Raw genomic sequence first — 14,646 nt, forward strand, 5'->3', positions numbered from 1 at the left:
CGGCCGGAATCCGACGTTCCGGCACACTGCGCACGTAAGGGCACCGTAAGGGCCGTCCTAGAGCCCCTCATACGGAGCGGGCCAACTCCTCGGCCAGGCACTGTTTTTGCCGGTCCCTTACCGATCTTCGGTGGCCCCTTTACCGAGGTCGGCCCGGTTTACACACCAGAAACGTTTACCGGACAGGCGCTTTTCGGCCAACATCGATTCAGGGTCCTGACATGTACGCGCCCTCGATGTCACTCTTCCCCCACCCGCCGCACAACTTCACGACCACTCCGGACGGCAGTTCCCCACGCCGCCCGGACTCCCCCACGAAGGAGCTTGTGTGACCCCCGTCTACACGCGTCACAAGCGCACCACGCTGGCCATCGCGACCGCGGTCGCCGCCGGAGCGCTGCTGACCACCGGGCTGACCACGGCCAACGCGACCGACACCAAGGTCGACGCCGACAAGGCCGCCCGGACCCTCGCCGCCGCCCCGCTGTCCCTGTCGGCGCCCGACCGGGCCGCGCTGATCCAGGACCAGCAGGCCGACGCGAGCGAGACCGCGCAGCAGATAGGTCTCGGCACCAAGGAGGCGCTCGTCGTCCGCGACGTCGTCAAGGACGTCGACGGCACGACCCACACCCGCTACGAGCGCACCTACGCCGGTCTGCCGGTCCTCGGCGGCGACCTCGTCGTCCACCAGACCCCGGCGGGCGCCAACAAGGGCGTCACCAAGGCCACTTCGGCCACCATCAAGGTCGCCTCGCTGACCCCGAAGGTCACCCCGGCCACCGCCCAGAAGCAGGCCGTCGGCCTCGCCAAGGCGGCCGGCTCCGCGGAGACCGCCCCCGACGCCGCGCCCCGCAAGGTGATCTGGGCCGGCAACGGCTCCGCCCCCACCCTCGCCTTCGAGACCGTCGTCGGCGGCCTCCAGGACGACGGCACCCCCAACGAGCTGCACGTCATCACCGACGCGGCCACGGGCAAGAAGCTGTACGAGTGGCAGGGCATCGAGACCGGCACCGGCAAGAGCCTGTACTCCGGCACGGTCACCCTGGGCACCACCAAGTCGGGTACGACGTACAACCTGACCGACTCCACGCGCGGCAACCACAAGACGTACAACAAGGCCCGCTCGACCAGTTCCTCGGCCGGCACGCTGTTCACCGACGCGGACGACACGTGGGGCACCGGCACCGCGTCGAGCTCCTCCTCGGACCAGACGGCCGCCGTCGACGCCGCCTACGGCGCCCAGGTCACCTGGGACTTCTACAAGAACACGTTCGGCCGCAGCGGCATCAAGAACGACGGGGTCGCCGCGTACTCCCGCGTCCACTACGGCAACGCGTACGTCAACGCGTTCTGGGACGACTCCTGCTTCTGCATGACCTACGGCGACGGCGCGGGCAACACCGACCCGCTGACCTCGCTCGACGTCGCCGGGCACGAGATGACGCACGGCGTCACCTCCAACACCGCGGGCCTCAACTACTCCGGCGAGTCCGGCGGGTTGAACGAGGCGACCTCGGACATCTTCGGCACCGCCGTCGAGTTCTACGCCAACAACGCCTCGGACCCCGGTGACTACCTCATCGGCGAGAAGATCGACATCAACGGCGACGGCACCCCGCTGCGCTACCAGGACAAGCCCAGCAAGGACGGCTCGTCCGCCGACAACTGGTCCTCCTCGCTGAAGAACCTCGACGTGCACTACTCGTCGGGCCCGGCGAACCACTTCTTCTACCTGCTGTCCGAGGGCAGCGGCGCGAAGACCATCAACGGGGTCTCCTACAACTCCCCGACGTACAACGGCTCCACGGTCACCGGCATCGGCCGCGCCAAGGCCGTCCAGATCTGGTACAAGGCGCTGACCTCGTACATGACCTCGACGACCAACTACGCGGGCGCCCGCACCGCGACGCTGAGCGCGGCGTCTGCGCTGTACGGCTCGACGTCCACCGAGTACAAGACGGTCCAGGCCGCCTGGTCCGCGGTCAACGTCAACTAGTACGGACAGCCGACGTGTGAACGGAGCGGCACCCGGGACGAAGGCATTCCCGGGTGCCGCTCTACTCTTGCGCCCATGTCCGAACGGCCTTTCTCGTACGACGACGTGGGCGCGACCCGCGACCCCCACTTCTGCCCTCCCGGCTTCCACCACCTGCGGGAACGCACGCGGCTCGGCGAGGGCGAAGCCGTCTTCCGGCGGGCCTCGGAGGCGGTGCTCACCTGGGAGATGCACCGGGCGATGGGCGTCGGCGTCAACGCCTCCGCCGACCGCGCCGCGCCCGACGTGGACGTCACCGTCTCCCTCGCCGGGGTCATCAAGGCGCCCTGCCGGATCGTGTGGACCGTCGAGGAGCCCCGCCGCGCCGGCTGGGCGTACGGCACGCTCACCGGCCATCCCGAGTGCGGGGAGGAGTCGTTCCTCGTGGACCGCACGGGGGACGGGACGGTGTGGCTGACGGTGACGGCGTTCAGCAAGGCCGCCAAGTGGTACGCGAAAGCAGGGGGTCCGGCGGTGCGGGGGCTTCAACTCGCCTACGCGCGCAGGTGCGGGAAGGTGCTGAGAGGGCTGTGCGCCCCGGTGGAGGAATAGGTCAGCGCATCAACACCCCGCCCCCTTCCACCACTTCCTCCGACGGCACCGCCACCAGCCCCAACTCCGCGTCCGACGCGAGCAGTCGGTGCGAGGGCAGCACCCGTACCGTGTATCCGAACGGCCCCGTCCGGTCCAGCGCGAGCGGTCCCTCGTACGTCCAACCTCCTTCGTCGTCGGGCCCGTTGACCGGCTTGAGCGCGACAGGGGTGGCGTCGGTGATGCGGTCCTCCGGGTCGACGCGGCCGGAGAGGGCCTGCACCTGGACGTCCTCGGGGGTCAGCTCGCCGAGCCGGACGCGGACACGCAACGCGAGGGTGGAGCCGAGTTCGGGCGTGGGGGTGGCGGTGGACGTCTCGACGTGGCCGACGGTGACCCGGTGCCAGCCCGCGCGCAACCGGCCCTTCCAGGCGGCGAGTTCGCGGGAGCGCTCGGGGGTCATCGCGCGGTGGGCGAGGGCGGCCGGGGTGTAGAGGCGGTCGACGTACTCGCGAACCATCCGGTCGGCGAGCACTTTCGGGCCGAGCCGGGTCAGGGTCTGGCGGACCATCTCCGTCCAGCGGTCGGGGAGTCCGGCGGGGCCGCGCTCGTAGAAGCGGGGGGCGACGCGCTGCTCCAGGAGGTCGTACAGGGCGGCGGCCTCGATGTCGTCACGCCGGTCGGGGTCGACGGCGTCCCCGTCGTCGGTGGGGATCGCCCAGCCGAAGTCGGGCTCGAACCATTCGTCCCACCAGCCGTCCAGCACCGACAGGTTGAGGCAGCCGTTGAGCGCGGCCTTCATGCCGCTGGTGCCGCACGCCTCCAGGGGCCGCAGCGGGTTGTTGAGCCAGATGTCGCAGCCGGGGTAGAGCTTGCGGGCCATCGCCATGCCGTAGTCGGGCAGGAACACGATCCGGTGGCGCACCCGTGGGTCGTCGGCGAACCGGACCAGTTCCTGGACGAGCCGCTTGCCTCCGTCGTCGGCGGGGTGCGCCTTGCCCGCGACGACGATCTGCACGGGCCGCTCGGGGTGCAGCAGGAGTTCCATCAGCCGGTCGCGGTCGCGCAGCATCAGCGTGAGCCGCTTGTACGAGGGGACGCGCCGGGCGAACCCGATGGTCAGGACGTCGGGGTCCAGCACCCCGTCGATCCAGCCGAGTTCGGCGGTCCCGGCGCCGCGCTGCCGCCAGGAGGCGCGCAGCCGCTCCCGTACCTCCGTCACCAGCTGGCCGCGCAACTCCCGGCGCAGCGCCCACAGTTCACCGTCCGGTACGGCGGACACGTCGTCGATGCGCAGCACTTCGGGCGCGACCCACGTCGGTGCGTGGACTCCGTTGGTGACGGAGGTGATCGGCACCTCGTCCGCGTCGAACCCGGGCCACAGCCCCGCGAACATCTCCCGGCTGACGTTCCCGTGCAGCAGCGAGACCCCGTTGGCCCGCCCGGCCAGCCGCAGCCCCATGACCGCCATGTTGAAGAGGTTGGGTTCCCCGCCGGGGTACGTCTCCATGCCGAGGCTCAGCACGTCCTGTACGTCGATGGCGGGGAGTTCGGCGTCGGTGCCGAAGTGGTGGGCGACCAGCTCCCGGTCGAACCGGTCGATGCCGGCGGGGACCGGCGTGTGGGTGGTGAACACGGTGCCCGCCCGGACGGCTTCGAGCCCGGCGGCGAAGTCCAGCCCCTCGGCGCGGAGTTCGGCGATCCGCTCCAGGCCGAGGAACCCGGCGTGGCCCTCGTTGGTGTGGAACACCTCGGGCGCCGGGTGCCCGGTGATCCGGCAGTAGGCGCGCACGGCCCGCACGCCCCCGATGCCGAGCAGCATCTCCTGGAGCAGCCGGTGTTCGCTGCCGCCGCCGTAGAGCCGGTCGGCGACGCTCCGCTCGCCGGGGTCGTTCTCCTCGACGTCCGAGTCGAGCAGCAGCAGCGGTACGCGGCCGACCCGCGCGACCCAGACGCGGGCGAGCAGGCGCCGTCCGCCGGGCAGGGCGAGGCTGACGTGGGCCGGGGTGCCGTCGGCCTCCTGGAGGGGGGCGAGGGGGAGTTCGTGCGGGTCGAGGACGGGGTAGTGCTCCTGCTGCCAGCCGTCGCGGGACAGGGTCTGCCGGAAGTAGCCGTGCCGGTACAGGAGTCCGACGCCGACGAGCGGGACGCCGAGGTCGCTGGCGGTTTTGAGGTGGTCGCCGGCGAGGATGCCGAGGCCGCCGGAGTACTGCGGGAGGGCGGCGGTGATGCCGAACTCGGGCGAGAAGTAGGCGACGGCGGCGGGGAGTTCGCCCGCCTCGCGCTGTTCCTGGTACCAGCGCCCGTTGCTCACATAGTCGGTGAGGTCCCCGGCGACGGAGTCGAGCCTGCGCAGGAACCCGCGGTCCCCGGCGAGTTCGGCGAGCCGCGCGGTGCCGACGCCGCCGAGGAGGCGGACGGGGTCGCCGGTCGCGGCCCAGCGCTCGGGGTCGACGGACCGGAACAGCTCACGGGTCTCCTCGTGCCACGACCACCTGAGGTTTCTGGCCAGCTCGGTCAAAGGACGCAGGGGTTCGGGGAGTACGGGCCGGACGGTGAACCGACGTATCGCCTTCAATTTCCACCTCGTCGCGCGTGCAGAGGGGGGACACACCGCGATGTGCGTCTCGTCGTCTCTTCTCTTCGACGGTAATGGCTCCCCGCGGTCACGTCCGAAAAACACCGCGGCCCTTTCCTCGTCCGGCTCCGGCCGATATGGCCGATTCCCTCCCCGTAGGCCACCTTGTGACTCCTCCCGGCGCACGAGAGGGTGCCGGGAAGGGGTGCGCCCGGGCGGTGTCGCGGGCGCCGGGCCGGGAGGGGAGCCATGGGGTGGACACGGGTGGGGAGTTCGGGTCTGGGCGCGGTCGCCCTGGCCCTGCTGCTCTCGACGACCGCGCACGCCGTACCCGAGGGGGTCGTCGTCGGAGCCGGTGGGTCCGGTGCGGTGGAGGGGAGTTATCTGGTCACGCTGAGAGCGGGGACGAGCCCGGCGAAGTGCCGCGCAGTGGCCGCCGCGTACGGCGCGAGCGTGACCCACTCCTACGACGCCGCCCTCAACGGCTGTGCGGTGCGGGCGGATCCGCGCTCGGCCCGGCGGCTGGCCGCCGATCCCCGGGTGGCGTCGGTCGTGCAGGACACGCGGGTGGACGCCGAGGCGGGTCCGGCTCCGGCCAGTTGGGGGCTCGACCGGGTCGACCAGCCGTCGCTGCCGCTGGACGGTTCCTATCGGGCGCCCGCGTCGCGGGGGGCGGGGGTGACGGTGTACGTCATCGACACCGGGGTGCGGGTCACGCACCAGGAGTTCGCGGGGCGGGCGAGTCACGGCTGGGACTTCGTGGGCGGCGACGCGTACGCCGGGGACGGGAACGGGCACGGCACGCATGTCGCGGCGACCGTCGCGGGGGCCACGCTGGGCGTCGCCCGCGAGGCGCGGGTCGTGTCGGTGCGGGTCCTGGACGACTCCGGCGCCGGGACCATCGCGCGGACGATCGCCGGGATCGACTGGGTGACGCGGCACGCGCGCAGGCCCGCGGTCGCCAACCTCAGCCTGGGCGGCCCCGCCAACGCGGCGCTGGACGCCGCCGTACGGACCTCGATCCGGGCCGGGGTGACGTACACGGTCGCGGCGGGGAACGAGGGGCGGCCGGCGGGCGGGTACTCGCCGGGGCGGGTGCGGGAGGCGGTCACGGTCGGGGCGACCGACCGGCGGGACGCGCGGCTGAGTTATTCGAACTACGGTCCGCCCGTGGATCTGTTCGCGCCGGGCGGGTCGATCGTGTCCGCGTCGAACGCGCATGACACCGGGCGTGCGGTGTACTCGGGTACGTCGATGGCGGCGCCGCACGCGGCGGGGGCGGCGGCGCTGTTCCTGGCGGATCACCCGAAAGCCACGCCCGCCCAGGTTGCCGGGAAACTCGTCCGGGACGCGGTGAACGGGAAGGTTTCCGGTCGCGGTACGGGTTCGCCGGACAAACTCCTTCAGATTCCGACTTCGTGACAAAGGAATAGCGCGATGGCCGCCGTTCACTCGAATGGCGGCATACCTGGGCAGGGGGCTACGCGGGAGTAGTTGGCTGCGCGCCGGATTGCCCACCCGAATAGTGTGGGAAGGCTCCTGCGGTACTACCCCGCTACATCTCAGGTATCCGACTCGCACCACCCCCGCAGGCCCACCTCCCCCCACCCTGCGCCCACCCCTCGTTGACGCGGACAGGAGCGGTCATGCCCGCCACACAACGCCCGTCGGCACCCCCGACACCCCGTCCCGCGCCGGAGCGACCCTCCGGTTCCCGAACAGCCCCGCGAACCCGCACAGCTCCCCCACCGGCCCCGGTGACCGGCCGGATACCCGTGCTGGACGTCCGCCCGGTCGTCCAGCGGGGCCGCAGGCCCGCCAAGGCGGTGATCGGCGAGACCTTCGAGGTCTCGGCGACCGTCTTCCGCGAGGGCCACGACGCCGTCGCCGCCAACGTCGTACTCAAGGACTACCGGGGTAACCCCGGCCCCTGGACCCCCATGCGTGAGCTCGCCCCCGGCACCGACCGGTGGGGCGCGGACGTCACCCCGGACGCGCCCGGCCTGTGGACGTACGCCGTGGAGGCGTGGAGCGACCCGGTCTCGACCTGGCGCCACCACGCGCGGATCAAGATCCCGGCGGGGATCGACACGGACCTGGTCCTGGAGGAGGGGGCACGGCTGTACGAGCGGGTCCCCGTCGACTCCGGCGCCCTCAGGGCCGCCGTATCCGCACTCCGCGACGGTTCCCTGCCCCCCGCCGAACGGCTGCGCGCCGCCCTCACCCCCGAGGTCGACGCGGTGCTCGCCGCCCACCCGCTGCGTGAACTGGTCACCTCCTCCGAGGAGTTGCCGCTGCTGGTGGAGCGGGAGCGGGCGCTGTTCGGGTCGTGGTACGAGTTCTTCCCGCGTTCGGAGGGGACGCCGGAAGTACCGCACGGCACGTTCCGCACGGCGGCCCGGCGGCTGCCGGAGATCGCCGCGATGGGCTTCGACGTCGTCTATCTCCCGCCGATCCACCCCATCGGGACGACGTTCCGCAAGGGCCGCAACAACTCCCTCACCCCCACGGCGGACGACGTCGGCGTGCCGTGGGCGATCGGCTCCCCGGAGGGCGGCCACGACGCGGTGCACCCGGCGCTGGGGACCCTGGACGACTTCGCGTGGTTCGTGGGCCGCGCCGCCGAGCTGGGACTGGAGGTCGCGCTCGACTTCGCGTTGCAGTGCTCGCCGGACCACCCCTGGGTCGCCGAGCACCCGGAGTGGTTCCACCACCGGCCGGACGGGACGATCGCGTACGCGGAGAACCCGCCGAAGAAGTACCAGGACATCTATCCCGTGGCGTTCGACGCGGACATGGACGGACTGGTCGCGGAGACCCTGCGGGTGCTGCGGCACTGGATGGCGGCCGGCGTGCGGATCTTCCGCGTCGACAACCCGCACACGAAACCCGTCGTGTTCTGGGAGCGGGTCCTCGGCGAGATCGGCCGCACCGACCCGGACGTGATCTTCCTCGCGGAGGCGTTCACGCGTCCCGCGATGATGCGCACGCTCGGCGAGATCGGCTTCCAGCAGTCGTACACCTATTTCACCTGGCGCACCTCGAAGGACGAACTCACCGCGTACCTCACGGAGTTGTCCCGGGAGACAGCCGCCTCGATGCGGCCGAACTTCTTCGCGAACACCCCGGACATCCTGCACGAGTACCTCCAGCACGGCGGCCGTCCGGCGTTCGAGGCGCGCGCGGTGCTGGCGGCGACGCTGTCGCCGTCGTGGGGGATCTACAGCGGGTACGAGCTGTGCGAGAACACGCCGCTGCGCGCGGGCAGCGAGGAGTACCTCGACTCGGAGAAGTACCAACTCCGGGCCAGGGACTGGGAGTCGGCGCCGACCATCGCGCCGCTGATCACCCGCCTGAACGAGGTGCGCAGGGCAAGTCCGGCGCTGCGGCAGCTGCGGAACCTGCACTTCCATCACGCGGACAAGGACGCGGTGATCGCCTACTCGAAGACGTCCGGGTCGAACACGGTTCTCACGATCGTCAATCTCGACCCCCACCACACCCAGGAGGCCACGGTCTCGTTGGACATGCCGCAACTCGGCCTGGACTGGCACGAGTCGGTGCCGGTGCGCGACGAGCTGACCGGCGAGACCTATGACTGGGGCAGGGCCAACTACGTGCGTCTGGAACCGGGTTCGCGGCCCGCGCACGTACTGACGGTCCTGCGACCGTCCCACCCGCAGACCGGAGGGTCAGCCACACGATGATGGTCAACGAGCCCGTACAGGACACCTTCGAGGACACCCCGGCCAAGGACCGCGACCCCGAGTGGTTCAAACGCGCCGTGTTCTACGAGGTCCTGGTCCGTTCCTTCCAGGACTCCAACGGCGACGGCGTCGGCGACCTGAAGGGGCTGACGGCCAGACTCGACTACCTCCAGTGGCTGGGGGTGGACTGTCTCTGGCTGCCGCCCTTCTTCAAGTCGCCGCTGAAGGACGGCGGTTACGACGTCGCCGACTACACGTCGGTGCTCCCGGAGTTCGGCGACCTCGCCGACTTCGTGGAGTTCGTGGACTCCGCGCACCAGCGCGGGATGCGCGTCATCATCGACGTCGTCATGAACCACACGAGCGACCAGCACCCGTGGTTCCAGGAGTCCCGCAAGGACCCCGAAGGCCCGTACGGCGACTACTACATGTGGGCCGACGACGACAAGCAGTTCGAGGACGCGCGGATCATCTTCGTCGACACCGAGGCCTCCAACTGGACCTTCGACCCGGTCCGCAAGCAGTACTTCTTCCACCGGTTCTTCTCCCACCAGCCGGACCTCAACTACGAGAACCCGGCCGTGCAGGACGAGATGATCTCGGCGCTGAAGTTCTGGCTCGACCTCGGCATCGACGGCTTCCGCCTCGACGCCGTGCCGTACCTGTACGCCGCCGAGGGAACGAACTGCGAAAACCTTCCTGCTACCCACGAGTTCCTCAAGCGGGTCCGCAAGGAGATCGACGCGCAGTACCCGGACACCGTCCTGCTCGCCGAGGCCAACCAGTGGCCCGAGGACGTCGTCGACTACTTCGGCGACTATTCCTCCGGCGGCGACGAGTGCCACATGGCGTTCCACTTCCCCGTCATGCCGCGCATCTTCATGGCCGTGCGCCGCGAGTCGCGCTACCCCGTCTCCGAGATCCTCTCCAAGACCCCGGCGATCCCCTCGAACTGCCAGTGGGGCATCTTCCTGCGCAACCACGACGAGCTGACGCTGGAGATGGTCACCGACGAGGAACGCGACTACATGTGGGCGGAGTACGCGAAAGACCCGCGGATGCGCGCCAACATCGGTATCCGGCGCAGGCTTTCACCGCTCCTCGACAACGACCGCAACCAGATCGAGCTGTTCACCGCCCTGCTGCTGTCCCTGCCCGGCTCGCCGATCCTCTACTACGGCGACGAGATCGGCATGGGCGACAACATCTGGCTCGGCGACCGGGACGCGGTACGGACGCCGATGCAGTGGACGCCGGACCGCAACGCCGGTTTCTCGTCCTGCGATCCGGGCCGGCTGTACCTGCCCACGATCATGGACCCGGTCTACGGCTACCAGGTCACCAACGTCGAGGCGTCCATGTCGTCGCCGTCGTCTCTGCTGCACTGGACGCGCCGGATGATCGAGATCCGCAAGCAGAACCCGGCGTTCGGGCTCGGCTCGTTCACCGAACTCCCGTCCAGCAACGCGGCGGTGCTCGCGTTCCTGCGGGAGTACGAGGACGACCTCGTGCTGTGCGTCCACAACTTCTCCCGCTTCGCGCAGCCCACCGAGCTGGACCTCAGCCGCTTCAGCGGACGCCATCCGGTGGAGCTGTTCGGCGGGGTGCGGTTCCCGGCGGTCGGCGAACTCCCGTACCTGCTCACCCTGGCGGGGCACGGCTTCTACTGGTTCCGGCTGCGGGGCGCCCCTGTCTAGAGGCGCCGGCCGGCACAGAAGGTCCGGGCGGGGCGGTTTCCTCCGCCCCGCCCGGGGCACGCATCACTAAACCCCTACCCCTCACGACCCGTTCAGGTCCCCGGGGAAAGGACGACGTCATGGCGGACACGGCTCTGCGTCCCGGCCCCGACCTGCTCGCGTCGCTGGCCCCCCTGCTGCGCGAATGGCTGCCCCGGCAGCGGTGGTTCGCGGGGAAGGGGCTCCCGGTGACCGGGTTCACGCCGGTCTCCGTGACGGAACTCCTGCCGCCGGGGGGACGGCTGTCCCTCCACCACGTCCTCACCCACGCCGGGCAGGGCGCGGGACCCGGCGACTGCTACCAGCTCCTCATCGCCGGGCGCGAGACCCTCCCGCCCCACCTGGCGGGCGCCCGCATCGGCGAACTCGACGGACTCACGTACTACGACGCCCTCCACGACCCCTGGCCCGCCGAGCTCCTCCTCGAAGCGATCCGCACCGAGGCCCGCGTGGGCGCCCTGCGCTTCTCCCGCGCCCCCGGCGCCGAGATCCGGCCCGACCTGGTCCCCCGCCTGATCACCGCCGAACAGTCCAACTCCTCGGTGACCTACGGAGATACGTTCATCCTGAAACTCCTGCGCCGGGTCCTCCCCGGCGTCAACCCCGACCTGGAACTACCACTGGCCCTCACCCGCGAGGGCTGCGACCGAGTGCCCGACCCGGTCGGGTGGATCGGCGCCGAGGTGGGTGGAGAGGCGTGGGTACTCGGAGTAGCCCAGAAGTATGTCGCCGGTGCGGTGGACGGGTGGGAACTGGCGTTGCAGGGGGTGGGGAAGGAGCCGGGGGAGTCCGAGGCAAGCGAGGTAAGCGAGGTAGGGGGGTATGACGGCGGGGGGTACGACTTCGCCGAGGACGCCCGCGCCCTCGGCCGTGCCACCGCCGAGGTCCACCAGGCCCTCGCCCGCGCCCTGCCCACCGTCACCCTCGGGCACGCCCAGCTGGAGCCGCTCGTCGCGGGGATGACCGCGCGGCTTGAGGCGGCCGTGCAGGCGGTGCCGTCGCTGCGGCCGTACGAGGTGGGGCTGCGGACCGCGTTCGGGGCGCTCGCGGAGCTGGCCGCCGAGGGGCACACCTGGGTGGCCCAGCGGATACACGGCGACCTGCACCTGGGGCAGTGTCTGCGGACGCCCGCCGGGAAATGGCTGCTCATCGACTTCGAGGGGGAGCCCGCGCGGCCCCTCGCCGAGCGGCGGATGCCGCAGCCGGCGGTCCGGGACGTCGCCGGGATGCTGCGGTCGTTCGACTACGCCGCGCACTCGGCCGAGCCGCCCGTACCGCGGTGGGCGGCGGCCTGCCGGGCGGCGTACTGCTCGGGGTACGCGGAGGTGACGGGCGTGGACCCGCGTACCGACCCCGTACTCCTGCGGGCGTACGAGACCGACAAGGCGATCTACGAGGTCGTGTACGAGGCCAGGCACCGCCCCGACTGGCTGCCCGTACCCCTCTCCGCGATCCGGCGGCTCGCCGCGCACGAACTCACCTGATCCCCTCGACTCCCCAGGAGGCCCCGCCCGTGACGTCCGGTGCGCCGAACCCGAAGAAGAAGGCGGCTGCCGCCGCGAAGAAGGCGGTCGCGAAAGAGCCGCCGGCGAAGAAGGCCGCCGCGAAGAAGACGGCGTCCGGCCGCCCGGCACGCAAGAGCGCGGCGACTCCCCCGCGCGAGCAGACCCCGCCGCCGACTGCCGTACCGGCACCCCTCTTCGACCCCGCCGTCCCCCGCCCCGACCAGGACCGTCTCCTCACCGGTACCCACCACGACCCCCACTCGGTCCTGGGCCCGCACCCCACCCCGACCGGCGAGACCGCGCTGCGCGCCTTCCGCCCGTACGCCCGCGCGGTCACCGCCGTGACGGCGGACGGCCTGCGCCACCCCCTGAAGGACGACGGCAGCGGCTTCTTCTCGGTGCTGCTGCCGGGCGCGACGCCCCCGCCCGCGACCACCGCGTACCGTCTGGTGGTCGAGTACGAGGGCGCCACGCACGACACCCACGACGCGTACCGCTTCCTGCCCACTCTCGGTGACCTCGACCTGCATCTGATCGGCGAGGGCCGCCACGAGCAGCTGTGGACGGCGCTCGGCGCGCACCCAACGACGCACGACGGCGTGTCCGGCACCCGGTTCGCGGTGTGGGCCCCGAACGCGCGCGGCGTCCGCATCGCCGGGACCTTCAACTTCTGGGACGGCACCGGCTTCCCGATGCGCTCCCTGGGCTCGACCGGCGTGTGGGAGCTGTTCGTCCCCGGCATCGGGGAGGGCGAGCTGTACAAGTTCGAGATCACCCGCCCCGACGGCTCGAAGACCCTGCGCGCCGACCCGATGGCCCGCCGTACGCAGACCCCGCCGGAGACGGCGTCGATCGTCACCGCCTCGCACTACGCGTGGGGCGACACGGAGTGGATGGCTCGGCGCGCCGAAGTCCCGGTCCACGAGGCCCCGTTCTCGGTGTACGAGGTCCACCTCCCGTCCTGGCGCCCTGGCCTGACATACCGTCAGCTAGCCGATCAACTCCCCTCCTACGTCAACGACCTGGGCTTCACCCACGTCGAGTTCCTCCCCGTCGCCGAGCACCCCTTCGGCGGCTCCTGGGGCTACCAGGTCACCGGCTTCTACGCGCCCACCGCCCGCCTGGGCACCCCGGACGACTTCCGGCACCTGGTGGACGCCCTGCACCGGGCCGGGATCGGCGTCCTGATGGACTGGGTCCCCGCCCATTTCCCGCGCGACGCCTGGGCGTTGGCCGAGTTCGACGGGCGCCCCCTGTACGAGCACGAGGACCCGCGGCGCGCCGCACATCCCGACTGGGGCACGCTGGAGTTCGACTACGGGCGCCGCGAGGTCCGCAACTTCCTGGTGGCGAACGCCGTCTACTGGTGCGAGGAGTTCCACATCGACGGGCTGCGCGTGGACGCGGTCGCCTCGATGCTGTACCTGGACTACTCGCGCGAGCCGGGCCAGTGGTCACCGAACGCGTACGGCGGCCGGGAGAACCTGGACGCGGTGGCGTTCCTCCAGGAGATGAACGCGACGGTGTACCGCCGCTGCCCGGGCGTCGTGACGGTCGCCGAGGAGTCCACGGCCTGGGACGGCGTGACGCGCGCGACGGACTCGGGGGGCCTCGGTTTCGGCCTGAAGTGGAACATGGGCTGGATGCACGACTCGCTGGGCTACATGGCGCACGACCCGGTCCACCGCTCCTACCACCACGGCGAGATGACGTTCTCGATGGTGTACGCGTACAGCGAGAACTACGTGTTGCCGATCTCCCACGACGAAGTCGTCCACGGCAAGCGGTCGTTGGTGTCGAAGATGCCGGGCGACTGGTGGCAGCAGCGGGCGAACCTGCGCGCCTACCTCGCCTTCATGTGGTCTCACCCCGGCAAGCAACTCCTCTTCATGGGGCAGGAGTTCGCGCAGGGCGCGGAGTGGTCGGAGGCGCACGGCCCGGACTGGTGGCTCCTGGACCCGGCGTACGGCGCGGAGGCCGACCACCGGGGCGTCCGCGACCTGGTCCGCGACCTCAACTCCGCGTACCGCGCTCACCCTTCGCTGTGGCAGCGCGACACGACGCCGGACGGCTTCGAGTGGCTGGCCGGCGACGCGGCGGACGACAACGTGTTCGCGTTCCTGCGCAGGTCGGCCGACGGCACGCCGCTCCTGGCGATCACCCACCTCTCCCCCACGGTCCGCCACGACTACCGCGTGGGCGTCCCCGGCGAGGTCCCGGCCTGGCACGAACTCCTGAACACGGACGCGGTGCTGTACGGGGGCAGCGGGGTCACGCACCCGGACACGCTGAAGCCGGAGTCGACACCGTGGCACGGCCGGGAGGCGTCGCTCACCGTGACCCTGCCTCCGCTGGCGACGATCTGGCTGCGCCCGGCGTGAAGGGGGTGCGGGCCGGCACCGAAGCGGCGGGCCCCGGCTCCCCTCCCCTCAACCCTCCCCTGAGCCCCCCTCAGCCCCGTTACCTTCTAGACGGCCTCGATCATGAGGCTCCCGGCCTTCTGGCCCGGCATGACTTTTGCCCCCTGTCGACCATGACCCGGGGGGTGGTGTCA

8 protein-coding genes are annotated in these 14,646 nt (G+C 71.1%); 7 read left to right on the forward strand and 1 reads right to left on the reverse strand.

The genetic code is table 11. From position 1 onward, the window contains the following. The first annotated feature begins 328 nt into the window (after positions 1–328). Together PV682_RS17090 and PV682_RS17095 are read left to right on the forward strand one after the other, a co-directional pair. Positions 329–1,996, forward strand: coding sequence for a M4 family metallopeptidase (locus PV682_RS17090; RefSeq protein WP_319730604.1), 1,668 nt, complete (start codon positions 329–331; stop codon positions 1,994–1,996). Between the two features lie 75 nt (positions 1,997–2,071). Continuing rightward, positions 2,072–2,587 (forward strand): DUF1990 domain-containing protein, encoded by a 516-nt coding sequence (locus tag PV682_RS17095; protein WP_319730606.1) that lies wholly within the window; start codon positions 2,072–2,074, stop codon positions 2,585–2,587. A 1-nt stretch (position 2,588) separates the two neighbouring features. Here the strand turns inward: PV682_RS17095 and glgP are convergent, their stop codons facing one another. Beyond that, the gene (glgP, locus tag PV682_RS17100; RefSeq protein WP_319730608.1) at positions 2,589–5,144 is read right to left on the reverse strand and encodes an alpha-glucan family phosphorylase; all 2,556 of its coding nucleotides are present in this window, start codon (positions 5,142–5,144) and stop codon (positions 2,589–2,591) included. Between the two features lie 249 nt (positions 5,145–5,393). On the opposite strand from glgP, the gene PV682_RS17105 reads away from it, so the two are divergent. The 5 genes from PV682_RS17105 (at position 5,394) to glgB (ending at position 14,473) form a co-directional block, all read left to right on the forward strand. Continuing rightward, on the forward strand, positions 5,394–6,566 hold the full coding sequence (locus tag PV682_RS17105) for a S8 family peptidase (protein WP_319730609.1): 1,173 nt from the start codon (positions 5,394–5,396) through the stop codon (positions 6,564–6,566). A 224-nt stretch (positions 6,567–6,790) separates the two neighbouring features. Next, positions 6,791–8,851 carry a maltotransferase domain-containing protein gene (locus PV682_RS17110; protein WP_319730610.1) on the forward strand — a complete coding sequence of 687 codons (2,061 nt, stop codon included), beginning with the start codon at positions 6,791–6,793 and terminating at the stop codon, positions 8,849–8,851. Continuing rightward, positions 8,848–10,548: a maltose alpha-D-glucosyltransferase gene (gene treS, locus PV682_RS17115; RefSeq protein WP_319730611.1), complete on the forward strand. Its 1,701-nt coding sequence runs from the start codon at positions 8,848–8,850 to the stop codon at positions 10,546–10,548. The genes PV682_RS17110 and treS overlap by 4 nt, the downstream gene beginning before the upstream one ends. Positions 10,549–10,667: 119 nt before the next feature. After that, positions 10,668–12,071: a maltokinase N-terminal cap-like domain-containing protein gene (locus PV682_RS17120; protein ID WP_319730613.1), complete on the forward strand. Its 1,404-nt coding sequence runs from the start codon at positions 10,668–10,670 to the stop codon at positions 12,069–12,071. Between the two features lie 29 nt (positions 12,072–12,100). Next, positions 12,101–14,473: a 1,4-alpha-glucan branching enzyme gene (glgB, locus tag PV682_RS17125; protein WP_319730615.1), complete on the forward strand. Its 2,373-nt coding sequence runs from the start codon at positions 12,101–12,103 to the stop codon at positions 14,471–14,473. The last annotated feature ends 173 nt before the right edge of the window (positions 14,474–14,646 follow it).

Source organism: Streptomyces niveiscabiei (genome assembly GCF_033794345.1).
GTDB classification, from domain to species: Bacteria; Actinomycetota; Actinomycetes; order Streptomycetales; family Streptomycetaceae; genus Streptomyces; species Streptomyces niveiscabiei.